A 26023-nucleotide genomic window follows, 5' to 3' on the forward strand; every position below is an offset into this window, starting at 1 on the left:
CCCCCTCGGAGGACTCTGTGTTCGCACTCTCCAGCGCCGGGTGGATCAGTCTCGGCATCCTCGGACTGATCATCTGGGTCGCGCTCGCGTTCTGGCCGGCGCGTGTCGCCGGCCGCAAGGGCCACAGCTTCATCGGCTACTTCATCCTGAGCCTCTTCTTCTTCCCGCTGGCCCTGATCATGGCCTACGTCGTGAAGGACCGGGCCGGCCTGTCGGTCCGGTCCGTCTGAGGAGGTCGGTCATGGGTCTTCGAGATCGACGCGGCGGTGGCGGCGGTGGGCACCACCGCTTCCAGATGCGCACCAAGGTGATGTCGATCGGCGACGACTCGTGGATCGAGGACGAGAACGGATCGAGGATCTACAAGGCCAACGGCAAGGCCCTCCACCTCCGCAAGAAGTTCATCCTCGAGGACGCGAACGGCAACGACCTCGCCGAGATTCAGGAGCGTGTCCTGAGCGTCCGCGACAAGATGGTCATCGAGCGCGACTCTGGCAGCGCCACAGTGCACAAGGCGCTCATCGGGATCCGCGAGCGGTACCAGATCGACGTCGACGGAGGACCGGACCTGAAGGCCCACGGGAACTTCGTGGACCACGAGTACGAGATCGAACGCGACGGCGACACGGTGGCCACCGTCTCCAAGCGATGGTTCCGCGTCCGCGACACCTACGGGATCGAGATCGCCGACGGCGAGGACGACGTGTTGCTGCTGGCCGTCGCCGTCTGCATCGACGCCATGGCGCACGACTGATCCCCGAGGGAGCCGGAGCATCCGTCTCGTGCCGGCACCGATGCCGGTGTGAGACGACCTTCTCGAAGACTCGGGCCGGCGAGGCCGGCTCGCCCGGCCGGCCCGAGCGAACGGTCAGCCGGTGGCGGTGGGGGCTTCACCGAAGCTCGAGGAGAACCGCTCGCACCAGATCACGACCGATCGGATGGTGGTGAGGTCGAGGTCGGCGGGGATCTCGTAGTTCTGGCTCCCGATGTTGCCCTTCAGCCGGCCCAGCTCGACGAGCTCGTCGTAGTCGCCGCTGCCCACCTCGGCGGTGGACAGCACGACCCGCAGGTCCGGGCCGTTGTCGGTGTCGAGGTTCTCGATGCGCAGGACGCGCGATCCGTCGGGCTGCACGACGACGAAGGCGTCGCCCGAGGTGGGATGGTCGACGCTGACGAACGCGCCTGCGGTGACGGCGACAGGAGCGCCGAGCCGCTGAGCCTCGACGAGAGCGGCCTCGTACGGGTCGGTCGGCAACGGTGGCGCCGGCGGCACGACCGGGTCCCCGGCCGGCGGCTCCGCGGGGACATCGGCCGGGGTCGCCTCGACGACGGGGGGCTCGCCCGCCACGACGAGACCGGGGAGCGCCTCGTCGACCTTGTCGTCGATGAAGAGCTTCTGCGGCTGGAACACGACGAGGACGAACGCGGCGGCTACGGCGAACACCACGGTGGCGGCCCCCGCCAGGGCCCAGCGCCGCCGACGTCGGCGGCGGCTCGCGTCTGTCCCGCCGTCGTCCGAGGGCGGGATCGCGGGATACGGCGGGTCGGAGCTGTCGGGGGGGGATGGGGTGTCTGATGCGGAGGTCGTGGTCATGGACTCACCATGCCGGGCCGATCTCTCGCGCGGCCCACGGACTCCGCAACGATGTCGAAACTCCGGGTTCCGCCCGCCACCGTGGAACCCGCCGGGCCTACGGTGGCGCTCGTGGACAAGTCCCCCAACGCCGGCACGGTGCTCGTCGTCGACGACGAGCCGACGGTCCGCGACGTGGTGGCGGAGTATCTGCGCCGGGAGGGCTACGAGGTGCACGCCCTCGGCGACGGATCCGCGGCGACCGATTGGCTGGCGGTCAACACGCCGGATCTCGTCGTCCTCGACGTGATGCTGCCCGGCACCGACGGCCTCACGGTGCTGAAGGAGCTCCGCCGCGGCAGCGACGTCCCCGTGATCCTGCTCACCGCCCGGGTGGAGGAGGTCGACCGCATCCTCGGCCTCGAGCTCGGTGCCGACGACTACGTCGTCAAGCCCTTCTCCCCCCGTGAGGTCGCAGCCCGGGTGCGCTCCGTGCTGCGCCGCACCCAGCCCGTCGCCGCACCCGTCGGGGGCGGAGGGACGGTCGGCGAGGAGCCCGTGCTCGACTTCGGTGCGTTGCGCATCGACCGGCTCGCTCGCGAGGTCGAGGTGGACGACCGCCTCGTGACGCTCACCCCGAAGGAGTTCGACCTCCTCGAGCACCTCGCCTCCTCTCCCCGCCAGGTCTTCTCCCGTCGCCAGCTCCTGACCTCGGTGTGGGACTCCTCCCCCGACTACCAGGACCCGGCCACCGTCACCGTGCACGTCGGCCGGTTGCGCCAGAAGCTCGAGGCCGACGCCGACGAGCCCCGCTGGATCGTCACCGTGTGGGGCGTCGGCTACCGGTTCGAGCCATGAGCGCGCTCCTCGGGGCGGCGGCGTGGAACGAACAGATCGCCGACTACCCGGGCCGGGCGCTCGTCGCCTCCACCGCCCTCCTGGCCGTGGTGGTCGCCGCCGGGCTGGCGGTCCGAGCCATGAACCGTCGGACCCGGTCGCTCCGCGCCCAGCTGCTGACGATCACCCTCGCCGGCCTCGCCCTCGGCACCCTGGCGGCGTTCGCCCTCGCCTACGTCATGGTGCTCGACAGCAGCGACCTGGCCACCGTCGTGTCCGTGCTGATCATCACCTCGGTCTTCGCCACGGGGCTCGTGCTCGTCGCCACCACGCCGCTCAGCCGCGACGTGCGCCATCTCGAGGACGTCGTCGGGCGCATCGAACACGGCGACCGCGAGGCCCGGGCCCTCCTCGACCGCGCCGACGAGCTGGGGCACGTGGGTCGGGCGGTCGACCAGCTCAACGCCCGCCTCGGCGAGCTCGAGGCGACCCGCACCGCACTCGAAGAAGAGCGCAACCTCGTGCTGTCGAACATCAGCCACGACCTGCGCACCCCCCTGGCCGCGCTGCGGGCGGCCATCGAGGCGCTGGCCGACGGCGTCGTCGACGACACCCCTCGCTACTACCGCTCGATGCAGCGCGACGTCGAGGCGCTCACCGTCCTCGTCGACGACCTCTTCCTGTTGGTCCGGGTGGAGAGCGGCCGCCTCGACCTCGCCGTCGAGTCGATCGACCTGGCCGAGATCGCCGACGAGGCCCTGGAAGCCCTGGCTCCCACCGCCGCCGCAGGCGGCATCGACCTGACGCTGCTCACCACCGGCCGCGTGGGGACCACCGGGGACCCGAGTGCGCTGGGGCGCGTCGTACGCAACCTGCTCGACAACGCCATCCGCCATGCCCCGCCGGGATCGAACGTGGAGGTCTCGGTGGGCGCCGATCCGGCCGGGCCGTGGGTGCGGGTCGTCGACGCCGGGCCGGGGTTCCCGCCCGGCTTCGAGGATGCCGCCTTCGACCGGTTCACCCGCGCCGACGCCAGCCGGACCCGCGACACGGGCGGTGCGGGGCTGGGCCTGGCCATCGCCCGAGGCCTGGTCGAGGCCCACGGCGGCGAGGTCTGGGTGGAACCGCCCCCGGGCGGACGAGTCGCCTTCCGGCTCCCGCCGGAGCCGCTCGAACCCCCCGGACCCGAGGCCGACCGGCACCCGTCGTCGACGGAGCGTCACCTCGCGGTGGACTGACCCGGGCTCGGCGGATGAGCCGCCGTCCCGTGTGCGACTGCCGCCCGTCCGCTCGTCCGTGCAGACGAACGATGATGCGCTTGGGGCTGGCCGAGCGGCCGGCGGGCGCTAGCCGGTGAACGCCGGCGTCACCTCGACCGCAGCGGCCGCAGGGGGGGCAGCCGTCGTGGGCGACGGGACCGGCAACGAGACCGTGATCGGGCTCTCGTTGGCGATCGTGGCCCGGACCGCCAGCACGAACGCGGTGACGAAGAAGGTCTCGCCGAGCTCGCCACACGACACCGGCGACTCCACCGTCGGAGGACTGACGAAGATCTCGTCGGCCAGCGCCTGGATCGCCGCGAGCAGCTCCGGAGAGTCCGCGTTGGGTGGTTCGACCTCGGTGCTGCAAGCATTGATGGCCACGGTCCACGCCGCCGCGGCCTCGGGCCCGGCCAGGAGCGCCACCTCGGCGGCCACCTCGTCGATCAACCCCTCCAACCCGCCACCGAACGTCTCATCGAGGATCATGGGGAGCGGGGTGGCCGCCACCGGGTCGACGAGCGTGTAGCCCTCCGGGACACCGACGACCTCGAAGCTCACCTGGTCGATCTCGCCGAGATCGCCGATGGCCGCCGGCGTGCCCAGGATCTCGTCGACCACGATCTCCTCGAACTCCTCGTCCCCGCCGCTGCCCTCGCTGGGGTAGGGGTAGTGGCCCGGGCCGGGGTACGGCGGGAAGTTGATCGGCGTACCGCCCCAGGTGTCGTCCCAGTCGTCCTCGCTCACCTCTTCGGGGACGCAACGCAGCTCGTTGCCGTCGACGTCCTCGATCACCAGCACGACGTCGATCCCACCGTTCTCCACCGTCGGCGCAGGCCCCTCGGGGGTGCCGCCCTCCACCGCCACCGGGAAGGTGGTGAGCTCGAGGACGGCGTCCTCCTCGTTCTTGCCGTAGCCGAAGTACGCCGAGCACGACTCGAAGGTGCCGTCGGTGGTCGGCTCGGCGGCGATCGTGTTGGCGTCGTCGGCGCCGTCGACAGCACCGGCCGTGCTCACCACCACCGGGGCGGCCCCTGCGAACGTCGTCACCGTCGCCGTGGCCACGCCCACCGACGCCAACAGGCCCTTGCTGCGCATGATCGACACGATCGGCTCCCACCCGGCCACCCACCGTGGGCGCGCCGATACGGTCAGGCTAGGGCAGTCGACCGATCCGGTAAAGGATCAGGTCGGATCCGGTCCCGGTTCGGGGTCCATCGGGGGCATCAGCGTCGTGAGCGGCGCCGGCAGGTTCCCCCTGCGCAGGCCCTTCACGAGGTTCTCGCCCAGCTGGGTGCGGCGCCCGTCGGTGTGGAGCCGACCCGGCCATCCCATCAGCTGGTGGTAGGCCGAAGCGGCGAAGATCATGGCGAAGGCCACCCGGTGCCGTCGCCACGCCGGGGCGACGAAGATCTGATCGGCGACCGCTTCGTCGCGCCACCACCGCAGCGCGCCCACCTGGTCCTCGTTGCGCACCGGGAGGTGGAAGAACGCCCCCTTCGAGACCACCGTGCCCGCCGGCACGCACGGGTCGGAGTACCCCACGAGGGTCATCGCCGGTCGGGGCGACGAGAGCTCGGGGAGAGCGACGAACCACATCGGTGGCGTGTGGGGCAGGGCCCGGGGGTTGAACCAGAGCCGGGGGCGGAGCTCCTCGTCGAGGTCGGCCCGCCAGATCTCGAACAGCTCGGCGGTGTCGCCCGGGTCGTCGACCACCGCCCCGTCGGGGTGGTCGCCCCCGACCCAGCTCCGCACCTGCCAGCGCCCTCCGGGCCGGGCCGCCCCCCGCTCGTACCACGCGGGGAAGAGCTGGTCGGGCAGCGGTCGGTCGTTGCCGGCCGGGCTGTCAGGATCGAGACCTCCCCACTCGGCCACGGAGCGGACGCTACCGCCGGCCCCGGTCAGGCGTCGCCGTCGAGGGTCTGTCCCCTTCCGAGCACCACCGGGAACAGCACGTTGTTCTCCTTGTGCACGTGGAGGTGCGTGTCGGCCTCCAGGTCGGCCAGCCCCTCCAGGAGCGCCCGGTAGCTGGCGCAGCCGTCCTCGGGGACGGTGTAGCCCTGGGTCAACGAGCGGAGCTGGGCCAACAGCACCCCGGCGCGGTCGTGGTCGGCCACCATCACCGAGATCGGCCCGTCCGGTTCGGCCGGTCCCATCGCCGGCCGCTCCGCCGCACCGTGGAGCCAACGAATCATCGGGAACAGCACTTGCTCCTCGCGGCGCAGATGCGGTTCGAGGTCGGCGCGGAGCTCGTCGTAGGTGGCCTCCACGAGAGCCAGCTCGGGATGGCGACCGCCGTGCACCCCGGCCACCTTCGCGGCGAGGGCCGACAGACGCGGCATCTCCTCGTGGAGGTACCGATGGTGGGTCGCCTCGATGTGGTCGACGAGGGCTGCGGGATCGAGCAGAGCCCACTCGGGGTGGGGCCCGGGGGCGAGCGCCGTCAGGTCCTCGAGCACGTCGTCGGCGTCGACGCCCTCATCGGCACAGGCGGCACGAAGGTGCTGCGCACCCCCGCAGCAGTAGTCCAGCCCGTGGCGCTCGAGGACCCGGGCCGCCCCCCGCCGTGTGCTGACGAGCTCGGCCAGCGTCGGATCCTCACCGATCTCTTCCACGAGCATCCTCCCGATGTGCGGCCGTCATCACATACTTCAATAGTGTGGGACTCTATGATCTATCCTGACCGGGTGGCAACGTGGGACGACGAGCACGAGGACGGGCGCCGGAGCCAGGACCGGGCCGCAGCCGAGGGGGGCGGACGGACCCCGGCCGGTGAGCGCGCGCCGCATCGCGCCGACGCGCCGGTGCACCCACGGCTGCCCGCCGCCCTGTTGATGCTCGGCGTCGTGGTGCTCCTCGTCGTGATCTCGTTGCTCGGCGCGCTGGGCCAGGGCGGCTGACCGAGGGGCGCCGGCCCCCACCAGCAGCCGACCCACGATCGCCGCCGGATCGCGAGCAGACTTGAGGCCGCGGTCTGATCGGCCGATCAACCCATGGGCGCCGGACGGGCACCCGCAGAGGAGACGATGCCAGTGAGCACCGCCGAGATCACCGTCGCCGTCGTGGCCCTCATCCTGTTCGTCGTCGCCCTGGCGGTGATCTTCGGGATGTTCGTCACGGTCGGGCAGAGCACGGTCGCCGTGGTCACCCAGTTCGGGAAGTACAAGCGCCTGATGCAGCCGGGCCTCAACCTGAAGATCCCGCTGCTCGAGAAGGTGCACCAGCGCATCCCGGTGCAGAACCAGGCCGTCGAGCTGCAGTTCCAGGCCACGACCATCGACCAGGCCAACGTCAACTTCTCGACGATGGTGCTCTACACGGTCGCCGACGCCAGCGAGGAGACCATCACCCGCGTGGCCTTCAAGTTCCTCGACCAGCGCAACTTCATGCAGGCCCTCGTGCGCTCGATCGAAGGAACCATCCGCAGCTACGTGGCCACGAAGCGCCAGGCCGAGATCCTGGGGCTGCGCACCGAGATCGTGCAGCACGTCAAGGAGGAGTTCGACACCCAGATCGCCGAGTGGGGCTACCACCTGCTCGACCTCCAGGTGAACGACATGAGCTTCGGCGCCGCCATCACCCAGTCGATGGAGCGGGTGGTGGCGTCGAACAACGAGCGCGTCGCCGCCGAGAACGAGGGCGCCGCACTGCTGATCCGCGAGACCAAGAAGGCCGAGGCCGAGGGCGCCGCGATCAAGATCTCGGCGGCCGCCGAGATGGAGGCGGCCCGCCTGCGAGGTCAGGGCGTGGCGGCGTTCCGTCGAGAGGTCGCCCAGGGCATGGCCGAGGCGGCCAAGGCCATGGAGGACGCCCACCTCGACCCCAGCTTCGTGCTCTTCGCGATGTGGACCGAGGCCATCCGCCACTTCGCCGCGGAGGGCGAGGGCAACCTCATCACCCTCGACGGATCGGTCGACGGCATGTCGACGACCATCCGCCAGATGATGGCCGCCGGGCACTTCATCGGGGTCCCCGTCGACGGGGCGGGCGCCGACCCGACGCCCACGCGGTCCGCCTCGCGCTCCTTCGACCTGCCCATCGTCCCGCCCGACCCGGAGGGCTGAACCCCGGGAGGCGGGCATCGCCTCTCCACCCGTGGGAAGCTCGCGAGATGAACGAGCCCCACGACGCCCCGGGCCCGCCCCCGCCGCCCCCGCAGGACGACCGCGGTTCGGCCGGCATGCTGGGCGGGCTGTTCCGTGATCCCTCCACCCTCGCCGCCACCGGCCTGTTGACCGCCTCGATCCTCAACGTGGTCGGCGGGTTCATCAACTTCCTGACCGACCCCGTGGGCGAGGGGATCCGCGGCCGGCTGCTCTCCCTCACCGACGTCGTGGAGATCGGCGACGTGGCCCTCCTGGGCCTGGCCGTCGCCCTCCTCGTGCTCACCGTCGACCCTCCCGGGGGCATCAGCCGCCCTCTGCTGCTCAACGTCACCGCGGCACTGGCCGCGGTGATCGCCGCCTTCGGCATCCTCCGGGCGTTCGTCCTGGTCAGCCAGACCGGCCCCGGCCCCTTCCGGGTCGCCGGGTTCCTCGTCACCATCGGCATCGCCCTCGCAGCGGCCACCGTGTCCTACTGGGCGGCGCGTGAGTCGTTCCTGAAGGAACAACTGCACGGGCGCCACGCCTGACGGGCCGCCTGACTGACAGACCGACACCCCCGAGACTCCGGGAGCGCCGGGCGGTCAGGTGACTCGGGCCGCTCAGGCCTCCGAGGCCTCGAAGGCCAGACCGACCGGGGCCTCCGCGGCGCGGGGCTTGCGGGGGAGGAACGCGAAGGCGGCGATGGCACCGGCCACGGCGAAGCCGGCGGCGGTGAGGCTCCCGGCGCTCATGCCGTCGATGAACGACGAGCGGGCGGCATCGGCGATCGGCACCTGGGCCACCTGAGGAGCCTGGGCGGCGACCGACAACGCCGCGGCCACCGACTCCCTGGCCGCGGCCAGCGCCTCGGCGGGGACGGGGAACGCGGCCACGCCGTTCACCAGCGCGGGGCCGTAGACCGAGGCGAACACGCTGCCGACGACAGCGACGCCGAGCACGCCGCCGAGCTCGCGGGTGAGATCGTTGACGGCCGCACCGGCGCCGGCCTGCTCGCGGGGCAGGGAGCCCATCACCGCCTCGGTCGCCGGGGCGGTGACCAGCGACAGACCGATGGCGAGGAACGCCATCGAGATCACGACCGGACCGAAGTAAGCGCTGTCCACGCCGAGGGTGCTGGCGATGACCAGCCCGAGCGCCAGGCTCAGCAGGCCGGTTCCGACCACGGGTCGGGCCCCGAACCGCAGTGCCAACCGGGCGCCGATCGGGGCGGTCACCCCGGCGAAGATGGCGAAGGGGAGGGTGTGCAGTCCCGCCGACAGCGTCGAGTAGCCCAGGACGAACTGGAAGTACTGGGTGATCATGAAGATGAACCCGAAGAGGCAGAAGAAGGCCACGGCGATCGAGGCGGCGGCGGCGCTGAACCGGGGGATCCGGAAGATGCGCACGTTGATGAGGGGCTTCTCGACGCGCAGCTCCCAGCCGATGAAGGCGGCGAGCAACAGGGCGGAGCCCACGAAACCGCCGATGGTGGCGACCGACGTCCAGCCCCAACGCGGCGCCTCGATCACCGTGAAGACCAGCAGACCGATGGCCCCGATCGAGAGCAGGGTGCCGAGGACGTCGAACCGGTGCGCCTCCGGGTCCCTGGAGGTGGGCAGCAGGATGGCGCCGGCGACGAGGGCGATGATCACGATGGGGACGTTGACGAGGAAGACCGAGCCCCACCAGAAGTGCTCGAGGAGGAATCCACCGGTGATGGGCCCGAAGGCGACGGCGAGGCCGGACACCGCCGACCAGGCGCCGATGGCCTTGGCCCGCTCGCTCGGTTCGGTGAAGACGTTGGTGAGGATGGCCAGCGTCGCCGGGAAGACGAGGGCGGCACCGATGCCCATCGCCCCCCGGGCGAGGATGAGCTGGGTCGACGAGGTGGCGACCGCGCCGAGGACCGAGGTGACGCCGAAGAGCACGAGGCCGACCTGCATGGCGCCCTTGCGCCCGAAGCGGTCGCCGAGCCCGCCGCCGAGCAGCAGCAGCCCGGCGAAGACCAGGGCGTACGCGTCGACGATCCACTGGAGCTCGGAGATCGAGGCGTCGAGCTCCCGGTTGAGGGTGGGAAGGGCCACGTTGACGATGGTGTTGTCGACCACGACGAGGAACACGCTGAGGGCGAGGACCACGAGGATCCACCAACGGCGGCGATGAATGGTGTCAGTGTCCACGGAGGCTCCTCGGGAAATAAGGTACGATGTACCACAACTAAGGTACACTGTATCTCTCCACTGTCAACCCCTCGCTGGAACACGTCCGTGACCCGACCCACCCCGCGTTCAAGACGACACCGCACCCCGTCCGCCGACGTGGAGGCGGCGCTGCTCGCCAGCGCCATCGACCTGCTCGAGACCGAGGGACCCGACGCGCTCACCGTGCGGCGCATCGCCGCCGCCGCCGGCGTGTCGCCCACCGGCGTCTACAACCATTTCGCCGGCAAGAACGGCATCGTCGACGCCATCTTCCAACGGGGCTTCGCCACGCTCACCGAGGCCATGGCCGTGCTGGCCGAGACCCACGACCCCGCCGAGGCGCTCCTGCTCGGTGCCCACCGCTACCGGGCGCTGGCCCTCGAACACCCCACCACCTACGCGGTGATGTTCCTCAAGTCCGTCCCCGGCTTCGAGCCGTCGGAGGAGTCCCACGAGGCCGCCATCAAGTCCTTCGACGGCCTGCTGGCCTGCGTGACCCGTGGCATCGACAGCGGCGCCCTCCGACCCGGCGACCCGGTCGACGTCGCCACCCAGTGGTGGTCGGGCATGCACGGCGCCATCGCCCTCGAGCTGGCCGGCATCGGGTTCGTCGAGGACCGCGACCGGCTCTACGAACAGTTGCTGGCCACCATGCTCCGCGGCCTGGCCACCGACTCCCGCTGATCGGGCCGGCGCCCGAGCCGCCCGCTTCGCCGCCCGTCAGGCCTCGCGGCCCTCGATGGCCAGCCCGACCGGTGCCTCGGCGACGCGCTCCCGGTCGGGCAGGAACACCAGCGCGGCCACCGCCCCGAGCACCGCGAAGCCCGCCGCGGTGAGCGAGCCGGCGGCCATGCCGTCCATGAACGAGGCCCGGGCGGCGTCGGCGATCGGGGTGCGGGCGACCTCGGGCGCCTGGGCGGCCACGGCCAGCGCGGCCGCCACCGACTCCTTGGCCACGTCGAGCACGTCCGCCGGGATGGGGAAGGCGGCCACGCCCCGTCCGAGCGCCGGGCCGAACACCGAGGCGAAGACGCTGCCGACCACGGCCACCCCGAGCACGCCGCCCACCTCCCGGGTCAGGTCGTTCACCGCCGCGCCGGCCCCCGCCTGCTCCTTGGGGAGCGAGCTCATCACCGCCTCGGTGGCCGGGGCGGTGACCAGCGACAGCCCGATCGCCAGGAAGGCCATCGAGACGATGATCGGTCCCCAGTACGCACTGTCGACCTCGACGGTGCTGGCCAGCACGAGCCCCACCGCGAGGCTCGACAACCCCGTGGCCACCACTCGGCGCGGCCCGTGCCGTAGCGCGAGCCGGGCGGCGATCGGCGCGGTGATGCCTGCGAAGACCGCGAAGGGGAGCGTGTGCACCCCGGCCTCGAGCGTCGAGTAGCCGAGGACGAACTGGAAGTACTGGGTGATGATGAAGATGAATCCGAACAGGCAGAAGAACGCCACCGCGATCGAACCGGCGGCGGCGCTGAAGCGGGGGATCCGGAAGATCCGGACGTTGATGAGCGGCTTGTCGACCCGCAGCTCCCACCAGACGAACGCGGCCAGCAGGAGGGCGGAGCCCACGAACCCGGCGATCGTGGCGGGCGCGGTCCACCCCCAGCGGGGCGCCTCGATCACGGTGAGCACCAAGAGCCCGATGGCGGCGATCGACGCGACGGTGCCCACGACGTCGAACCGACCCACGTCCGGGTCGCGGGACGTGGGCAGCACGACGGCCCCGAAGCCCAGGGCGACCACGACGATCGGGACGTTGACCAGGAACACCGAGCCCCACCAGAAGTGCTCGAGCAGGAAGCCGCCGGCGATCGGGCCGAACGCCACCGCCAGACCCGACACCGCCGACCACACGCCGATGGCCTTGGCCCGCTCGGTCGGGTCGGTGAACACGTTGGTCAGGATCGCCAGCGTGGCCGGGAACACCAGCGCCGCCCCGACGCCCATCGCGCCCCGGGCCAGGATCAGCTGGGTGGTCGTGGTCGACAGTGCGCCGAGCACCGACGTCAGTCCGAAGACGACCAGGCCGATCTGCATCGCCCCCTTCCTGCCGAACCGGTCTCCGAGTCCGCCGCCGAGCAGCAGGAGACCGGCGAACACGAGGGCGTAGGCGTCGACGATCCACTGCAGCTGCGAGATCGACGCGTCCAGCTCACGGTTGAGCGTCGGGAGGGCCACGTTCACGATCGTGTTGTCCACCACCACCAGGAACACGCTCGTCGCCAGCACCACGAGGATCAGCCAGCGCCGCCGGTGGATGACCTCGGTGTCCATGCGTGCACCCCTCTGCCGGCCGCCACCCCCGTGGGTCACCGGGCATCGACGATGATGGCACGGCTCACCGGCGCCGGTACCACCGCTCGCGCCGCCCGGCCGGTACCGTCGCCGCGTGGTCGATCTCTCCCTCGGCGCGACGCTCGTCGTCGACGTCGTGGCCTGGGCGCTGATCGGCGTGGTGGTGGGCTACGGCATGCACCGGGTGCCGCTGCGACGGCTCGAGCGCGACACGTGGATCACCCGCCCGCGCCGGTTCGAGCGCGAGGGCCGTCTGTACGAGCGCCTCGGGATCCGCCGCTGGAAGGACCGGACCCCCGAGCTCGGCGGCCTCTTCCGCGGCGGCGTGTCCAAGCGGACCTCGGGAGGGCGCGGCCGCCTGGAGCGCTACGCCGCCGAGACCCGTCGGGCCGAGTACACGCACTGGGCGGTGATGGCCGCGGGCCCGCTCTTCGCGCTGTGGAACCCGTGGTACCTGACGATCGCGATGCTCGTCTACGCGATCGCCGCCAACCTGCCCTGCCTGCTGATCCAGCGCTACAACCGGGCGCGCATCACCAGGATCGCGGTCCGCGCTGCCGTCCGGAACCCCCGACCCGAGGGGGACGGCCGGGCGCCGACGGGCACCTGACGCCCCCGCCAGGTCACCGAGCGACGCCACCACCGGGCCCACGAGGAGCGGGCGAACAGCCCGACGAAGCCGGCGAGCAGGGCGGGGTGGGCGGGGGCCACCCACCAGCGGAACCGACCGACGCGCCGGGTGAGCGCCCGGAACTGCACCGCGAAGGCCGCCCACGCGGCGACGGCGACCAGCACACCCCGGCGGTCACGCCGGCGCAGCGCCGACAGCGGACCGCCGAGGCCGGCGGTCACCCACAGCGCCACGAGGACCGAACGCCACCACGGCACGGCGGCCGACCCGGCCGCCATGTTCTTCGTCCAGCCCTCGACGAGCTGCGCCGGGCCCGACGGATACATCCGGAAGCCCACGAGGTCGCCCCCCGCCCGGGCGGTGACGGCCATCCCCCCGGCCCGGTAGGCACGGGCGAGCGCGATGTCCTCGACGACGTCGGCGGCCACCGAGGCGAAGCCCCCCACCGCGCCGAGCTCGGCCCGACCGGTGACGAGGCACGGTCCGAACGCCGCGTCCGATCCTCCGGCGCGGCCCGGCGTGGCGGCACCCGACCCCATCACGGACACCAGGTTGCAGGGCGCCGACCACTGCTCGTAGCCCGACTCCGGCCGGTGTTCGGGCAATACCGACACCAGGCCGCCGTGGGTGCGGTGCTCGGCCACCAACTCGGCGAGCGCCCCGGGACCCAGGGTGACGTCAGCATCGAGGAGGACCAGGATCGGTGCGGTGGTGGCCGCCACGCCGACCTGGCACGCCCACGGTTTGCCTGCCCAGCCCTCGGGCAGGTCCCCCGCCGGTACCACACGGGCGCCGTGGGCGGCGGCGACGGCGGCGGTGTCGTCGGTCGAGCCGTCGTCGACGACGACGACCTCGTGCGCGGCGGGGAGCTGCGCGGCCACCGACGCCAGCAGCGCGCCGATGGTGGCGCCCTCGTCGCGTGCGGGGACGATCACGGCCACCGACGGCCGCGCCGCGACCGGGCGCAGCGGGATCACCCGGCCGTCGGCCCCGAGCGCGGGCAGGCGCCAACCGAGCCACCACCCGGCCGCCCACCCCGCGACCCAACCGGCGACCGGGACCGCTCCCGCCGCCCGTCGGTTCACGGTCGCCTCACGCCGAGCGGCGGGCCGCGGTGGCGTCGGCGGTCGGAGCGCTCTCCCGCCAGGCCTCACCCAGGGGGACGAGCATGCCGAAGGGCTCGCCGCTGGCGACGTGGTGACGACGGTGCGCCCTCGACAGCCGACGGGCCAGTGCCGAGCGGCGGGCCACGAACGCCCCACCGGGGACACGCCGGTGCACCACGCCGTCGTGGACGAACGCGTAGGTGGCGCCGTAGGCGGTGACCCCGGCCCCGACGGCGAGGAGGCTGCGCAGCTTCGGGTAGCGGGCCCCGATCGCCATGGCCGTCACCGTGCCGGCGGCGAAGGCGACCGGGTAGAGGTCGTTGCGCTCGAACAGCCCGACGCGGGGCTCGTGGTGGCTCTCGTGCCAGGCCAGGCCCGGCCCGTGCATCACCCAGCGGTGCGCGGCGTACGCCACCGGCTCCATGACCACGAAGGCGGCGGCCGCCTCGAGGCCATGGCGAAGCGCCGACCTCACGCCGACACCTCGTCGTCCGTGCGTGCGCCGTCAGGGCGCCCGAGGGCCTTCCAGCGGGCCAGCACCGCGGTGAGCAGGGAGAATCCGAACACGTAGTCCTCCACCGGGATGTCCCACGGGAAGCGGGGGCCCAGGTGTTCATCGGGGTTGTAGAGCACGATCGGCGCCGACAGCTTGGTGAACCAACCGTTGACCAGCACCATGAAGGCGTAGCAGATCCCCATCGCGATCCAGAAGCGGGAGTCCGAGAAGATCCCGCTGCGGAGCCAGAGGCGCTCGTAGAGCACGACGACCACCACCGACGCCAGGGCGAAGAGCGTGTACTCCCCCATCAGGCGTCCTGGGTCCGTCGCCCGGCCGCGGCCCGAGCAGCCAGCCACGGCACCCGGCCGTCGAGCATGTTGCGGACGCTCTCGTAGGACAACAGCGCGCACAGGGGCACGACCACGAAGAAGACGAGCTCGTCGAGGGGCACGCCGAAGGGCAGGACGACACCGGTGACGTACTGATCGTTGAAGAACCAGTGGTCCCGGGCGATGGCCACCGCGTCCCACACGTAGAAGACCACCACCACCGGCCCGAGCGCCCGCAGGGTGCGGACTGGACGGCGGTACACGCGAGCCGAGAAGACCCATTCGAGCGGCAGGGTCACGACCAGACAGGCGGCCATGACGAACAGGTACTGTCCCTTGTCCACGGCCCGTCTCCCGGTCCCATCCTGTCTGCCGGACGAAGGCGAGCGCCCCGTCCGAGGAGTTCCGACGTTGTCCTCTGAAGCCCCCACCGTACGCCCCTGCGCACCGCGAACCGCAGGCGCGGACCCGATGGGCGGTGCCTGATGCGCGTCGTCGTCGTGGGGGCCGGTCTCGGCGGCCTGGCCGCGGCGTGCCACCTGCGCGGCGCCGGGCACGACGTGTTGGTGCTCGAACGGCGGCCCGGCCCCGGCGGGCGCGCCCACGATCTGTCGATCGACGGCTACCGGTTCGACGCCGGTCCCACCGTGTTCACGATGCCCGAGCTGGTCGACGACTGCTTCCACGCCCTCGGGGTCGACCCTGCCGCCTACCTCACCACGCGGCCCGTCGACCCGCTGTACCGCACCACGTTCGCCGACGGGAGCGTGCTGCACGTCCGCCGGGGGCGTGAGGCGATGGCCGCGGAGATCGCCGAGGTCTGCGGTCCGGCCGAGGCCGCCGCCTTCCACCGCTTCGCCGACTGGCTCGGCGAGCTCTACGAGGTGGAGATGCCCAACTTCATCGGGCGCAACTTCGACACGCCGCTGCAGCTGGCCAAGCCGCTCGGACCGGCGTTGCGCCTCCTGCGGATGGGGGGCTTCCGCAAGCTGTCCTCCAAGGTCGCCGACCACTTCAACGACGAACGGCTCCACAAGGTCTTCGGCTTCCAGGCCCTCTACGCGGGTCTGGCCCCCTACGAGGCGCTGGCCGTCTACTGCATCATCACCTACATGGACTCGATCGCCGGGGTGTACCACCCGGAGGGGGGCATGCAGGCCATCCCCACCTCGCTGGCGGCCGCCCTCGTCGACCACGGGGTCGAGTTCCGCTACGACACCCCGATCGACCGGATCATGCTCGCCGAGGGCACCTCGGGGCGGGTGACCGGGGTGCGCACCGAGGACGGCGAGATCGTGGGCGCCGACGCGGTGGTGTGCAACCCCGACCTGCCGGTGGCCTACCGCACCCTGCTCCCCGGCACGCCGATGCCCCGCCAGGCCCGTCGGGGTGCCTATTCACCCTCCTGCATACTCTGGCACGTCGGTCTGCGCGGCACCCCGGGGCCCGAGGCGGCCCACCACAACATCCACTTCGGGGACGACTGGCGGGGCGCCTTCGACGCCCTCCTCGGCCAGGGCGTGAGGATGCCCGACCCGTCGCTCCTGGTGAGCGTGCCCACCGTCGACGAGCCGAGCATGGCCCCCGAGGGCGGCAGCGTGCTGTACGTCCTCGAACCGTGCCCGAACCTCGACGGCCGCGTCGACTGGACCACCGAGCGGGACCGGGCCCGAGACGACCTCTACGAACGGATCGCCGCCCTCGGCTACCCGACCGACATCGCCGTGGAGCGCCTGCTCGACCCGCTCGACTGGGAGCGCGACGGCATGGAGCGCGGCACGCCCTTCGCCCTCGCCCACACGTTCTTCCAGAGCGGGCCGTTCCGACCGAACAACATCACCCGCCACGCCCCGGGCCTCGTGTTCACCGGGTCCGGTACGGTGCCCGGCGTGGGGGTGCCGATGGTGCTGGTGAGCGGGCGACTGGCGGCCGAACGGGTCGCGGCCCTGGCGTGAGCGCGGCGTCCGGGCCGATCACGCTCGAGCAGTCCTACGAGGAGTGCCGACGGCTGAACCGGGCCTACGGCACCACGTACTACTGGGCGACCTACGCGCTGCCCCGCGTCAAGCGACACCACGTCCACGCCCTGTACGGGTTCTGTCGCTTCGCCGACGAGATCGTCGACGACCCGGGGTTCGGCACCGTCGCGCAGCGGGAGGCGGCGCTGACCGGGTTCTCCGACCGCTTCTTCGCCGACCTCGCCGAGGGTCGTTCCGACGACCTGGTCCTGAAGGCCGTGATCCACACCATCAAGGCCTTCGACCTCGACGTCGACCTCTTCGTCCGCTTCCTGCGGTCGATGGCGATGGACCTCACCGTCGAGACCTACGAGACCTGGGCCGACCTCGAGGTCTACGTCGACGGCTCGGCGGCCGTGATCGGCGAGATGATGATGCCCATCCTCGAACCGCCCGACCTCGACCGGGCCCGGGCCGGGGCGCGGGCCCTCGGCATCGCCTTCCAGCTCACCAACTTCCTCCGCGACGTCGGCGAGGACCTCGACCGGGGGCGGGTCTACCTGCCCCAGGAAGACTTGCGGCGCTTCGGCGCCGACCCCCACCGCCGTCGCGTCGACGAGGAGTGGGTCCACCTCATGCGCTTCGAGATCGAGCGCTGCCACCAGCTCTACGCCGACGCCGACCTCGGCATCGCCGACCTGCCGGCGTCGTCGGCTCGGGGCATCTGGGCCGCCCGGCGCCTCTACGGGGGGATCCTCGGCCGGATCGAGGACAACGGTTACGACGTGTTCACCACGCGGGCACGGGTCCCGGCCTGGGAGAAGGCCCGGGTGGTGGCCCTCTCCGCCGCCGGCCGGCCGCCGCGGCCGGCACGACCGCGGTCCTGACGGGGTCGCTAGAAGCCGAGCCCGGTCTTGGTCCCGGCCCCGCGGACCACACCCTCGGAGGGCTGGACCATCACCCAACCCTCACCGGAGAACGACATCTGGAACGTCTCGCCGGACCCCTTGCCGATCAGCGACTTCACGCTCACGTCGCTCTTGATCCCCATCTGCACCCCCTGGGTCCACATGACGACGGCCTGGGGATCGGCGAAGGTGGGCGCCGACGCGACGTCGAGCACGACCGGCGGCCCGTCGCAGCAGATGGCCACGTAACCGGTGCCGGTGAGCACCACGTTGTACATGCCGCCGGCCATCGCCCCGGCGCCGCCGATGGACTTGATGTCGTAGCCGATCGAGGCGCTGAACGCGAGCACGTTGGACCCGTTCACCCAGATGCTGTCGTTGTCGAGGTACATGATCTGGATCTCGGTCGCCTGGTTGGCGAGGAACACCTCGCCGGTGCCGGTCACGTCCATCACCGGCACCCCCTCACCCGTCATCTTGGACTTGAGGTAGCCGCCCATCCCGCCCGAGCCGCCGTGGGAGAAGGAGGCCTCGCCCTGGTAGGCGACCATCGACCCGATCCGGGCCTTGACCGGCCCGTACTGCAGGAAGACCTTGAGCAGCTTCTTGTTCTGGAGCGTGAACGGGTCCGCTCCGGTCGTCTCCTTGAACTCGGTGAAGTCGGCGTGGATCACGGGGATCTCCCTCCGGTCGGGGACGGTCGCGGGGCGCTCGCGGAGCGTAGAGCACCGGTCGCCGGGAGGGGCCGCTACCCCACGCCGAACCACCCGAGGACCGTCTGGACCAGCACCGCCGCGGCCAGCACGGCGATCACGACCACGCAGACCGTGGCCAGCACCCGGAACCAGGGCCGGTTGACGGCGTCGCCCAACACGGACCGGCGGTTGGCGAGGACGAGGATGAAGGCCAGCACCACCGGGGTGATGATCCCGTTGAGGACCTGCATGCCGAGCAGCAGGGAGATCAGGTTGCCGGGGATGAGGGCCACACCGGCCCCCACGACGATGAGCGCCGTGAAGATCCCGAGGAACAGCGGGGCCTCCCGGAACGTGCGCGAGATCGACCGCTCCGCGCCGAGCGCCTCGGCCACGGCGTAGGAGGTGGCCAGCGGGACGACCGCCGCGGCCAGCGCCGACGCCCCGAGCAGACCGATCCCGAACAGGATCTCGGCGCCGGCGCCGGCGACCGGCTCGAGGGCCCGGGCCGCGTCGGCGGCCGAGTCGAGAGGCCCGCTGCCGCCGATCGTCGCCGCCGTGGCGATGATGATGGCCATGCTGACGAGGTTGGCGAGGACCGAGCCCACGATGCTGTCGGTCCGCACCATCCGGTAGTCGTCGGCCCCGGTGCCCCGATCGGCCACCGCCGCGGCCTGGTAGAGCTGCATGTAGGGCGTGACGGTCGTGCCGATCAGGGCGACCACGATGAAGAGGAACGCACCGTCGGCCACGAAGTTCGGGGCCGCCAGGTTGGCCGCCACCTCACCCCAGTCGGGTTCGGCGAGCACCGCGGCGATCGGGTAGGCGACGAACGCCAGCGCCAGCAACAGGAAAGCCCGCTCCGCGTAGCGGTAGTTCCCGAGCACCACCACGCCCCAGATGGCGAGGGCGGCGATCGGGATCGAGACGTACCGCGACACCCCGAAGAGCTCGAAGGCCGCCCCGATCCCGGCGAACTCCGACACGACCAGCCCGAGGTTGGCGACGACGAGGCACACAATGGCGAAGGTGGCCGCCCGCAGCGGGAAGTTCTCACGGATCAGGGCCATGAGGCCCTCACCGGTGAAGGCCCCCAGCCGAGCCGACATCTCCTGGACGACCACCAGCGCCACCGTCACGAGCAGCATCACGAACAGGGCGCGGTAGCCGAACTCCGAGCCGGCCGAGGCGTAGGTGGCCACGCCGCCGGCGTCGTTGCCGGCGTTGGCCGCGATGAGGCCCGGTCCGAGCACGAGCATCCAGAGCTTCCACCGGGCGCGCCGACGCCCCCGCGGTGCGGGGGTGACGTCGGCGGGCGGCCCGGTCTCGCTCATGGTCCGCTCAGGAGAGGAGCCCCGAGAGGCGCCGGCGACGGTCGGGCAGGAGCGCGTCGACGACGTCGTCGGCCAGGATCCTCCCCACCGGGCGCCCGGCGTCCTCGACCACGACGATCGACGAACCCCGGTTCTCGACGAAGGCCTCGACGACGTCGGCGAGCGGCGTGTCCACCGTGACCGTCACCGGCGTCGGCTGGGTCTCGAGGTCGCGGAGGCACTGGTCGGGCTCGGCGACGAAGAGCTGGCCCATCGAGACGTCCTCGACGAGCACCCCGTCCCGGTCGACCACGAGCACGCCGTCGATGTCGCCGAGGTGCACGCGCTGGCCGAGCAACCGGCGCCGTGCCTCGGCCACCGTGGTGTCACCCGGGCACGCCAGGATCGTGGTGGTCATGACCCCGCCGGCGGTGGCCGCGTCGTAGTCGAGCAGGTCGGTGAGGACCTCGGCGACCTCGGTGGGCATGGCCGCGAGGAGGTCGTCACGGGTCTCGGCGTCGAGGTCGCGGAGCGCGTCGGCGGCCTCGTCGGGCTCCATCCGCGCCACGAGCGACGCCGCCCGCTCGGGTTCGGCCTCGCGCAGGAGCGCGCGCAGCTCGTCGGGCTCCATCTCCTCGAGGGCGTCGGCGGCGGTTGCCTCGTCGAGGGCGTCGAGCAGCTCCTGGCGCTGTGAACGCCCGAGCTCCTCGAGGAGGTCGGCCAGCTCGCCGGGTCGCAGGCGCTGGAGCTCCCCGTTGGGCCGGCGCATGCGCACCGGTTCACCGGGCTGCGAGAAGGGCTGGATCGCGGCCCAGTCGATGACCCGGTCCGGATGAGGTTGGGCCCGCCACCGGGCCGGACCGAGCCGGCGCATCAGCGTGCCCAGCCCGACGTCGGCCCCCACCAGGCGGTAGCCGGGTCCGACCCGGGCGAGGAAGAGGTCGGCCGCCCGGAAGACGCGGACGCCGTCGACGTCGACCATCTGGTGGTCGAGCACGTCGTCGGCGAGGCGGACCTCGTTGTCGCGTCGCACGACGTCACGCAGGTCGAAGCGCACGGACCGCAACGTCACGCGACGCGCCGCCATCTCCTCGATCGCCCCGGCCGGCACCCAGGCGAGACGGCGCCCGACCCGTACGACCAGGCCGGTGAGCGGCGGGTAGGGCTCGCCCTCCCACCGCACGACGATGTCGACGAGTCGGCCGACCTCGGCGCCGGAGCTGTGCACCACCGGCGACCCGGCCAACGTGGCCACGGACAGCAGGGACTGGGAGACGGCTTCGAGGGCCAACAGCCGCTGGGTTCGCTGTTGACGGCGCTGACGCAGCGCGCGAGGGGCGTTCAGGGGACTGACCATGTCGGGCCTCCGGGGGTGGGCGGGTGGGCGCCACCACCTCCTCGACCGTCGCGCCCGGGCCGGGGCGGGTCGCAGTCCTCGTCAGGCGGGACGGTGAGGGGCGGGGCAGGAGCGCACCGTGGGACTTGGGGGTTCACACGTGGGCATGTGCCATCACCTCCTCGAGCTGTCGCGACGACCGTTGCGTCGGCCTTCGTGTCTACCACCTGGCCGGCCGAAACGGGCCATGCCCCTTGTCACCCGGAGCGCGAACTCCGGCGGTCCGGCGGGCAGGATTGGTCGGTGCGCCGCTCCCCGATCGTCCTGATCCCCCCGTCGGAGGGCAAGGTGGCGGGCGGTCGGGGCGCGCCCTGGGCCCCCGGGCGTTCCTCCTTCCCCGAGCTCGACGAGCGTCGGGAACAGGTGATGGCCGCCCTGAGAGCGGCGATGAGGCGCCCCGAAGCCGAGCTCGCCACACTGCTCGGCGTGAAGGGCGAGGCCCTCGCGGCCGCCGTGGCCGCCAACCGCGCCGTGGCCGACGCACCCACGATGCCGGCCATCGACCGCTACTCGGGTGTGCTGTACGACGCCCTCGACGCCCCGACGTTGTCGTCGCGGGACCGCGGCCGCCTCCGCCGTCAGGTGGTCGTCGTGTCGGGGCTGCTCGGCCTGGTCGGGCCCGCCGACCCGGTGCCCGACCACAAGCTGAAGATGTCGGCGACGCTCGCCCCTCTGGGCCGCCTCGCCACCTGGTGGCGGGCGCCGCTCACCGAGGCCCTGGCCCCCGTCGTCGACCGTCGGGTGGTGTGGGACCTGCTGCCCGGCGAGCACCGGGCGGCATGGGCGCCGGCGATCGGGGGCCCGGGGGGCCCGGCCCGCACGATCTCGGTGCGGTTCCTCGACGAGACCCCGTCCCGCGACGGGGAGCGGCGGTTCACGTCGGTGAGCCACTGGAACAAGCTGTTGAAGGGGTCGCTGGTCCGTCACGTGCTCGCCCACCAGCTCGTCGACCCGACCGGCCTGGCCGGGTTCGAGCACCCGCAGGGCTACACCTACGACCCCGGGCTCACCGAGGACGACGGCGGGCGGATCACCGCCGTCATGGTGCGCCCCGCCCGCTGACCCGTCAGGTGCGCAGGAGCCGCTCGATGGCCGTCATGGCCTCGGCGAGCTCGTCATCGCCGGCCTCGTCGCTCTCCACGGCCGCGGCCACGACGCAGTGGCGCAGGTGCTCGTCGAGGAGCCCGAGGCCGACGCCCTGCAGCGCCTTGGTGACGGAGGCGATCTGGGTGAGGACGTCGATGCAGTACTTGTCCTCCTCGATCATGCCCTGCAGGCCCCGCACCTGGCCCTCGATGCGCCGCAGGCGGGTGAGGTACTGGTCCTTCGTCAGCGAATAGCCCCTCGTGGTCATCTCCTCAGCCTACCGGGTAGGGTAGGGGGGTATCAGCCGAGCCCCGGAGGCCGACGTGACCACCCGCACCTACCTGGTCCCCGACATCACCTGCGACCACTGCCGCAACGCCATCGAGACGGAGTTCGCCAAGCTCCCCGCGGCCGAGCTCGTCGAGGTCGACCTCAACGCGAAGACGGTCCGGGTCGAGGGCGACGTGGCCGAGGCCGACGGCCGCGCCGCCATCGACGAGGCCGGCTTCGACGTCGCCTCGGTGAGCTGAGCCGCCTCGCGCTCGGCACGACGGGCGTAGGACCACCCCGGCCCGCGGAACACGTGGGAGAGGCGATCCCGCCAGGTCTCGGCCCGAGCCACGTCGGCGAACATCTCGAAGTGCTCGTGGGTGGCGATGCGCAGCGGGTCGAAGGTGTCGATGTTGCGGGTGAGCCCGTAGACCACGCGCTCGTCCTCACGGGCGAAGGTCCCGAAGAACCGGTCCCACACGATGAGGATGCTCCCGTGGTTGCGGTCGAGGTACTGCGGGTTGCTGCCGTGGTGCACCCGGTGGTGCGAGGCCGTGTTCAACACCTCCTCGGCCGGGCCGAGCCGGTCGACGAGCTCGGTGTGGATCCAGTACTGGTACAGCAGGTTCACCCCCCGAGCGGTCTCGATGATCCCCGGGCGGACGCCGGCGAAGGCCATGAGCCCGTAGGGCAGGAACGACCCGAAGTGCTCGGCCACCGGCTGACGCAGCGCGGTGGAGAGGTTGTAGCGCTCGCTCGAGTGGTGCACGACGTGGATGGCCCACAGCCAGCGGCTCTCGTGCATCAGGCGGTGGTTCCAGTAGTAGACGAAGTCCCAGACGGCGATCGCCCCGAGCGTGACCAGGAAGCCGCCGCCGAGGTCGCGGCGGTGCCCGGAGCGCCGCCACACGGCGCGGGCCGAGGTCTGCGCCGTCCACGCCGCACTCCCCGTGACGATGGCGCCGGCGACGGCCACCACCGAGGACGACGACGACACCGTGCGGGCCGCGGACGTCACCCGGGACCTCCGGCGGGCCCTCCGACGGTCCCGGGCCGCGAGGCCGCCGCCGGTCGACGCGGTGCCCGACGCGACCTCGCGGGCGGCGCCGGGCTCGGGGACCACCCCCGGCTCCGTGACGCCGTCACGGCTCAACCGGGCCACCACGTCGGCGACGGTGGTGAGTGCGGCGGCCCCCACGACCGCGCCGACGGCCACCCGGGCGTAGCGACCGCGCCCGGGGGTGATGGGGGCCACCAGCTTGGACATCGCCAGGGGCACGAGGAACGAGCCGACGCCCATCGAGAGGCTGGCGATGGTGTCACGACGCTCGTAGTCGCCGGCGGTCGGCCCACGCTCCTCGGCCCGCCGGCGCAACAGCGCGTGCTCGATCCCCATCGTGGCGAAGAACCCCGGGATGGCAGCGACGACCAGGTCCAACGGAACCACCGACCTTCCGACTCGACGTCAGTGTGCCCGGCCGGCGGGTGGGCGACCAAGTGCGTCAGAGCGTGCCGTCGTCGAGCATGGCCATCACCTCGACGGCCCGCCGACGCACGTCCGGCAGGTCCGCGAGCCGCCGCATCGCCGCCAGCTGGTTGCCCATCCGGTGGTTGTCCCGGAACGCGTCCTCGTGGCGGGCGAGGAAGTCCCAGTAGAGGGTGGTGAACGGGCAGGCGTCGGCACCGACGCGCCGGCGGGGGTCGTACCGGCAGCCCCGGCAGTGGTCGCTCATGCGGTTGAGGTAGGCGCCGCCGGCGGCGTAGGGCTTCGTGGCCATCCGCCCACCGTCGGCGTGGAGGCCCATCCCCACGACGTTCGGCACCATCACCCACTCGGCGCCATCCACGAACGAGGCCCACATCCAGTCGACCACGGCGTCGGGCGACACCCCGGTGAGCAGCGCCAGGTTGGCGAGCACCATCAGCCGTTCGATGTGGTGGACCCACCCGCGGCGGCGCAGGCCCTCGACGGTGGAGGACACGCAGGCCATGTGCGTGCCCTCACCGCGGAGGGCGGGCGGGAGGGCCCGGTCCGCGCCCAGGGCGTTGAGACCCCGGTACTCCGGCATCCAGCGCCGGTACACGCCCCAGACGTACTCGCGCCACCCGATCACCTGGCGGACGAACCCCTCCGCGGAGGCGATCGGCACGCGCCCCGCCCGCCACTGCTCCGTGGCGGCGTCGACCACCTCCCGGGGGTGCAACAGCCCGAGGTTCATCGCCGGGCTCAACGTCGAGTGCGCGAGCTTCCACTCGTCGCGGAGCATCGCGTCCTCGTGGGGCCCGAAGAGCGGGAGCACCTCCTCCGCGAAGTGGGCCAACCGGCGCTGGGCCGCGCCCCGGCTCGTCGGCCACGTGCCGTCGGGAGCGTCGCCCCACAGCTCGGCCGGTCCCCGCTCCAGCTCGTCGAGGACGGCCCGGTCGAGGTCGTCGAGCTCGTCGAGGATCGGCGCCGGCCAGGATCGACCGTCCTTCGGAGGAGGCTCACGGTTCTCGGCATCGAAGTTCCACCGGCCACCGGCCGGGTCGCCGCCGTCCATCAGGTAGCCGAGGCGTCGACGCTGCCACCGGTAGAAGTCCTCCATCCGCAGCGACCGACGCCCGTCGGCCCATTCGCCGAACTCCTCGACCGAGCAGAGGAACTGCTCGTTGGGCACCACCTCGACACCCTCCCCGCGTAGCATCCGTTCGCCGTCGAACGACATCGGTGACATCGCCACGACGCGGGACGGGTGGTGGTCGTGCCGGTGGGCGGCGAGGCCGGCGGGCAGGGTCGGGGCGTGGCGGTGGTCGACCGCGAACCCCTCGTCGCGCAGCTCCTCGACGAAGCGGCGGAGCGCCGTGATCACGAGGTGCAGCCGCTGGCGGTGCCAACGCTTCGCGGTGAGCTTGGCCGTGCTCTCGACGACGAGGACCCGCACGCCCGACGGGCGGGCGTCCCGGAGCGGGCCCACGTCCCGCGAGAGCTGGTCGCCGAGCACCCACACGGTGTCCACGACCCGACGCTAGGGGGCGGGCTCCGGGAGTGCGTGACCGTGCTGGCGGATCCAGGCGTGCATGGCGATCCCGGCCGCCACGCCCACGTTGATCGACCGAGTCGAGCCGTACTGCGCGATGGAGCACACCGTGTCGGCGGTGGCGAGGGCCTCCGGCGACAGCCCCGGGCCCTCCTGGCCGAAGAGGAGGACGCACGCCGGGGGGAGCGGCGTCGACTCGAGCGGCGACGCACCGGGCACGATGTCGATGGCCACGACCGGGAGGCGCTCGGCGGCGGCCCACCCGCCGAGACCGGCGACGTCGATGTGGTGGTGCACGTGGAGGTAGCGGTCCGTGACCATCGCACCCCGGCGGTTCCATCGTCGCCGCCCCACGACGTGCACCCCCGCGGCGTTGAAGGCGTTGGCGGTGCGCACCACGGTCCCGATGTTGAGGTCGTGCTGCCAGTTCTCGATCGCCACGTGGAACGGGTGACGCCGGGTGTCGAGGTCGGCCACGATCGCCGCGTTCGACCAGTAGCGGTAGCGATCGACCACGTTGCGGCGGTCCCCCTCCGCCAACAGAACGGGATCGAGGCGC

The 26023-nt window shown here is 72.2% G+C and carries 29 protein-coding genes and 1 pseudogene; 13 read left to right on the forward strand and 17 right to left on the reverse strand.

Annotated features, from left to right (window positions below; all coding sequences use genetic code 11):
* Window positions 1-17 precede the first annotated feature (17 nt).
* Window positions 18-230 (forward strand): hypothetical protein, encoded by a 213-nt coding sequence (locus MUE36_02370; GenBank protein ID MCU0309773.1) that lies wholly within the window; start codon window positions 18-20, stop codon window positions 228-230.
* Window positions 231-241: 11 nt separating this feature from the next.
* Window positions 242-754, forward strand: a complete 513-nt coding sequence (locus MUE36_02375; GenBank protein MCU0309774.1) for an LURP-one-related family protein — start codon at window positions 242-244, stop codon at window positions 752-754.
* 114 nt (window positions 755-868) lie between these two features.
* Here MUE36_02375 and MUE36_02380 read toward each other — a convergent pair whose 3' ends face one another.
* Entirely contained in the window at window positions 869-1447 is a 579-nt protein-coding gene (locus tag MUE36_02380) for a DM13 domain-containing protein (GenBank protein MCU0309775.1), read from the reverse strand.
* 258 nt (window positions 1448-1705) lie between these two features.
* Between MUE36_02380 and MUE36_02385 the strand changes: the two genes are divergently transcribed.
* Window positions 1706-2431, forward strand: a complete 726-nt coding sequence (locus MUE36_02385; protein MCU0309776.1) for a response regulator transcription factor — start codon at window positions 1706-1708, stop codon at window positions 2429-2431.
* Window positions 2428-3648 carry a HAMP domain-containing histidine kinase gene (locus MUE36_02390; protein ID MCU0309777.1) on the forward strand — a complete coding sequence of 407 codons (1221 nt, stop codon included), beginning with the start codon at window positions 2428-2430 and terminating at the stop codon, window positions 3646-3648. Before MUE36_02385 ends, MUE36_02390 begins: the two co-directional genes overlap by 4 nt.
* A gap of 108 nt (window positions 3649-3756) precedes the next feature.
* Here MUE36_02390 and MUE36_02395 read toward each other — a convergent pair whose 3' ends face one another.
* The 3 genes from MUE36_02395 to ric all read right to left on the reverse strand — a co-directional run bounded on the left by MUE36_02395 (window position 3757) and on the right by ric (window position 6284).
* Entirely contained in the window at window positions 3757-4767 is a 1011-nt protein-coding gene (locus MUE36_02395) for a hypothetical protein (GenBank protein ID MCU0309778.1), read from the reverse strand.
* 87 nt (window positions 4768-4854) lie between these two features.
* Window positions 4855-5544 (reverse strand): hypothetical protein, encoded by a 690-nt coding sequence (locus MUE36_02400; protein ID MCU0309779.1) that lies wholly within the window; start codon window positions 5542-5544, stop codon window positions 4855-4857.
* A gap of 26 nt (window positions 5545-5570) precedes the next feature.
* Window positions 5571-6284: an iron-sulfur cluster repair di-iron protein gene (gene ric / locus MUE36_02405; protein MCU0309780.1), complete on the reverse strand. Its 714-nt coding sequence runs from the start codon at window positions 6282-6284 to the stop codon at window positions 5571-5573.
* Between the two features lie 54 nt (window positions 6285-6338).
* Here ric and MUE36_02410 point away from each other — a divergent pair, with 54 nt between their 5' ends.
* From MUE36_02410 to MUE36_02420, 3 genes are all read left to right on the forward strand, one after another.
* Complete coding sequence (locus tag MUE36_02410; protein MCU0309781.1) at window positions 6339-6569, forward strand: hypothetical protein; 231 nt, start codon at window positions 6339-6341, stop codon at window positions 6567-6569.
* Between the two features lie 132 nt (window positions 6570-6701).
* The gene (locus MUE36_02415; protein ID MCU0309782.1) at window positions 6702-7733 is read left to right on the forward strand and encodes an SPFH domain-containing protein; all 1032 of its coding nucleotides are present in this window, start codon (window positions 6702-6704) and stop codon (window positions 7731-7733) included.
* 47 nt (window positions 7734-7780) lie between these two features.
* Window positions 7781-8302, forward strand: coding sequence for a hypothetical protein (locus MUE36_02420; GenBank protein MCU0309783.1), 522 nt, complete (start codon window positions 7781-7783; stop codon window positions 8300-8302).
* A gap of 72 nt (window positions 8303-8374) precedes the next feature.
* On the opposite strand, the gene MUE36_02425 is transcribed toward MUE36_02420, so the two are convergent.
* Window positions 8375-9934, reverse strand: a complete 1560-nt coding sequence (locus tag MUE36_02425; GenBank protein MCU0309784.1) for a DHA2 family efflux MFS transporter permease subunit — start codon at window positions 9932-9934, stop codon at window positions 8375-8377.
* Between the two features lie 87 nt (window positions 9935-10021).
* Between MUE36_02425 and MUE36_02430 the strand changes: the two genes are divergently transcribed.
* The gene (locus MUE36_02430) at window positions 10022-10639 is read left to right on the forward strand and encodes a TetR/AcrR family transcriptional regulator (GenBank protein ID MCU0309785.1); all 618 of its coding nucleotides are present in this window, start codon (window positions 10022-10024) and stop codon (window positions 10637-10639) included.
* A 36-nt stretch (window positions 10640-10675) separates the two neighbouring features.
* Here the strand turns inward: MUE36_02430 and MUE36_02435 are convergent, their stop codons facing one another.
* The gene (locus MUE36_02435) at window positions 10676-12235 is read right to left on the reverse strand and encodes a DHA2 family efflux MFS transporter permease subunit (GenBank protein ID MCU0309786.1); all 1560 of its coding nucleotides are present in this window, start codon (window positions 12233-12235) and stop codon (window positions 10676-10678) included.
* A gap of 115 nt (window positions 12236-12350) precedes the next feature.
* Between MUE36_02435 and MUE36_02440 the strand changes: the two genes are divergently transcribed.
* Entirely contained in the window at window positions 12351-12866 is a 516-nt protein-coding gene (locus MUE36_02440; protein MCU0309787.1) for a hypothetical protein, read from the forward strand.
* Here MUE36_02440 and MUE36_02445 read toward each other — a convergent pair.
* The 4 genes from MUE36_02445 to MUE36_02460 are packed head-to-tail and all read right to left on the reverse strand — an operon-like array spanning window position 12773 to window position 15165.
* Entirely contained in the window at window positions 12773-13972 is a 1200-nt protein-coding gene (locus tag MUE36_02445; GenBank protein ID MCU0309788.1) for a glycosyltransferase family 2 protein, read from the reverse strand. The genes MUE36_02440 and MUE36_02445 overlap by 94 nt on opposite strands.
* A 7-nt stretch (window positions 13973-13979) precedes the next feature.
* Complete coding sequence (locus MUE36_02450; protein ID MCU0309789.1) at window positions 13980-14468, reverse strand: sterol desaturase family protein; 489 nt, start codon at window positions 14466-14468, stop codon at window positions 13980-13982.
* The gene (locus tag MUE36_02455; protein ID MCU0309790.1) at window positions 14465-14800 is read right to left on the reverse strand and encodes a lycopene cyclase domain-containing protein; all 336 of its coding nucleotides are present in this window, start codon (window positions 14798-14800) and stop codon (window positions 14465-14467) included. Before MUE36_02455 ends, MUE36_02450 begins: the two co-directional genes overlap by 4 nt.
* Window positions 14800-15165 (reverse strand): lycopene cyclase domain-containing protein, encoded by a 366-nt coding sequence (locus tag MUE36_02460; GenBank protein ID MCU0309791.1) that lies wholly within the window; start codon window positions 15163-15165, stop codon window positions 14800-14802. Before MUE36_02460 ends, MUE36_02455 begins: the two co-directional genes overlap by 1 nt.
* Before the next feature lie 141 nt (window positions 15166-15306).
* Between MUE36_02460 and crtI the strand changes: the two genes are divergently transcribed.
* On the forward strand, window positions 15307-16776 hold the full coding sequence (gene crtI, locus MUE36_02465) for a phytoene desaturase family protein (GenBank protein ID MCU0309792.1): 1470 nt from the start codon (window positions 15307-15309) through the stop codon (window positions 16774-16776).
* Window positions 16773-17666, forward strand: coding sequence for a phytoene/squalene synthase family protein (locus MUE36_02470; protein MCU0309793.1), 894 nt, complete (start codon window positions 16773-16775; stop codon window positions 17664-17666). Before crtI ends, MUE36_02470 begins: the two co-directional genes overlap by 4 nt.
* A gap of 8 nt (window positions 17667-17674) precedes the next feature.
* Here the strand turns inward: MUE36_02470 and MUE36_02475 are convergent, their stop codons facing one another.
* From MUE36_02475 to MUE36_02485, 3 genes are all read right to left on the reverse strand, one after another.
* Entirely contained in the window at window positions 17675-18361 is a 687-nt protein-coding gene (locus MUE36_02475; GenBank protein MCU0309794.1) for an AIM24 family protein, read from the reverse strand.
* A gap of 74 nt (window positions 18362-18435) precedes the next feature.
* Window positions 18436-19716, reverse strand: coding sequence for an Nramp family divalent metal transporter (locus MUE36_02480; protein ID MCU0309795.1), 1281 nt, complete (start codon window positions 19714-19716; stop codon window positions 18436-18438).
* A 7-nt stretch (window positions 19717-19723) separates the two neighbouring features.
* The gene (locus tag MUE36_02485; protein MCU0309796.1) at window positions 19724-21052 is read right to left on the reverse strand and encodes a CBS domain-containing protein; all 1329 of its coding nucleotides are present in this window, start codon (window positions 21050-21052) and stop codon (window positions 19724-19726) included.
* 282 nt (window positions 21053-21334) lie between these two features.
* Here MUE36_02485 and yaaA point away from each other — a divergent pair, with 282 nt between their 5' ends.
* Window positions 21335-22153 carry a peroxide stress protein YaaA gene (yaaA, locus tag MUE36_02490; GenBank protein ID MCU0309797.1) on the forward strand — a complete coding sequence of 273 codons (819 nt, stop codon included), beginning with the start codon at window positions 21335-21337 and terminating at the stop codon, window positions 22151-22153.
* Window positions 22154-22157: 4 nt separating this feature from the next.
* Here yaaA and MUE36_02495 read toward each other — a convergent pair whose 3' ends face one another.
* Window positions 22158-22445 carry a metal-sensitive transcriptional regulator gene (locus tag MUE36_02495; GenBank protein MCU0309798.1) on the reverse strand — a complete coding sequence of 96 codons (288 nt, stop codon included), beginning with the start codon at window positions 22443-22445 and terminating at the stop codon, window positions 22158-22160.
* Window positions 22446-22500: 55 nt separating this feature from the next.
* Here MUE36_02495 and MUE36_02500 point away from each other — a divergent pair, with 55 nt between their 5' ends.
* Complete coding sequence (locus tag MUE36_02500; protein ID MCU0309799.1) at window positions 22501-22707, forward strand: cation transporter; 207 nt, start codon at window positions 22501-22503, stop codon at window positions 22705-22707.
* Window positions 22708-22964: 257 nt separating this feature from the next.
* On the opposite strand, the pseudogene MUE36_02505 reads toward MUE36_02500, so the two are convergent.
* From MUE36_02505 to MUE36_02515, 3 genes and pseudogenes are all read right to left on the reverse strand, one after another.
* A pseudogene (locus MUE36_02505) lies at window positions 22965-23252 on the reverse strand (sterol desaturase family protein).
* A gap of 697 nt (window positions 23253-23949) precedes the next feature.
* On the reverse strand, window positions 23950-25443 hold the full coding sequence (locus MUE36_02510) for a cryptochrome/photolyase family protein (protein MCU0309800.1): 1494 nt from the start codon (window positions 25441-25443) through the stop codon (window positions 23950-23952).
* Window positions 25444-25452: 9 nt separating this feature from the next.
* On the reverse strand, window positions 25453-26004 hold the full coding sequence (locus MUE36_02515) for an RNA methyltransferase (GenBank protein ID MCU0309801.1): 552 nt from the start codon (window positions 26002-26004) through the stop codon (window positions 25453-25455).
* Between the last annotated feature and the right edge of the window lie 19 nt (window positions 26005-26023).

The organism is Acidimicrobiales bacterium (genome assembly GCA_025455885.1).
GTDB lineage: Bacteria > Actinomycetota > Acidimicrobiia > Acidimicrobiales > Acidimicrobilacustridaceae > Rhabdothermincola_A.

Excerpts from the sequence above, each read along its gene's own strand:
- MUE36_02410 (MCU0309781.1), top strand. The coding sequence starts at position 6,339 with ATGATCTATCCTGACCGGGTGGCAACGTGGGACGACGAGCACGAGGAC.
- MUE36_02455 (MCU0309790.1), bottom strand. The coding sequence starts at position 14,800 with ATGGGGGAGTACACGCTCTTCGCCCTGGCGTCGGTGGTGGTCGTCGTG.
- MUE36_02395 (MCU0309778.1), bottom strand. The coding sequence starts at position 4,767 with ATGCGCAGCAAGGGCCTGTTGGCGTCGGTGGGCGTGGCCACGGCGACG.
- MUE36_02375 (MCU0309774.1), top strand. The coding sequence starts at position 242 with ATGGGTCTTCGAGATCGACGCGGCGGTGGCGGCGGTGGGCACCACCGC.
- MUE36_02485 (MCU0309796.1), bottom strand. The coding sequence starts at position 21,052 with ATGGTCAGTCCCCTGAACGCCCCTCGCGCGCTGCGTCAGCGCCGTCAA.
- MUE36_02420 (MCU0309783.1), top strand. The coding sequence starts at position 7,781 with ATGAACGAGCCCCACGACGCCCCGGGCCCGCCCCCGCCGCCCCCGCAG.
- MUE36_02495 (MCU0309798.1), bottom strand. The coding sequence starts at position 22,445 with ATGACCACGAGGGGCTATTCGCTGACGAAGGACCAGTACCTCACCCGC.
- MUE36_02435 (MCU0309786.1), bottom strand. The coding sequence starts at position 12,235 with ATGGACACCGAGGTCATCCACCGGCGGCGCTGGCTGATCCTCGTGGTG.
- MUE36_02390 (MCU0309777.1), top strand. The coding sequence starts at position 2,428 with ATGAGCGCGCTCCTCGGGGCGGCGGCGTGGAACGAACAGATCGCCGAC.
- crtI (MCU0309792.1), top strand. The coding sequence starts at position 15,307 with ATGCGCGTCGTCGTCGTGGGGGCCGGTCTCGGCGGCCTGGCCGCGGCG.
- MUE36_02480 (MCU0309795.1), bottom strand. The coding sequence starts at position 19,716 with ATGAGCGAGACCGGGCCGCCCGCCGACGTCACCCCCGCACCGCGGGGG.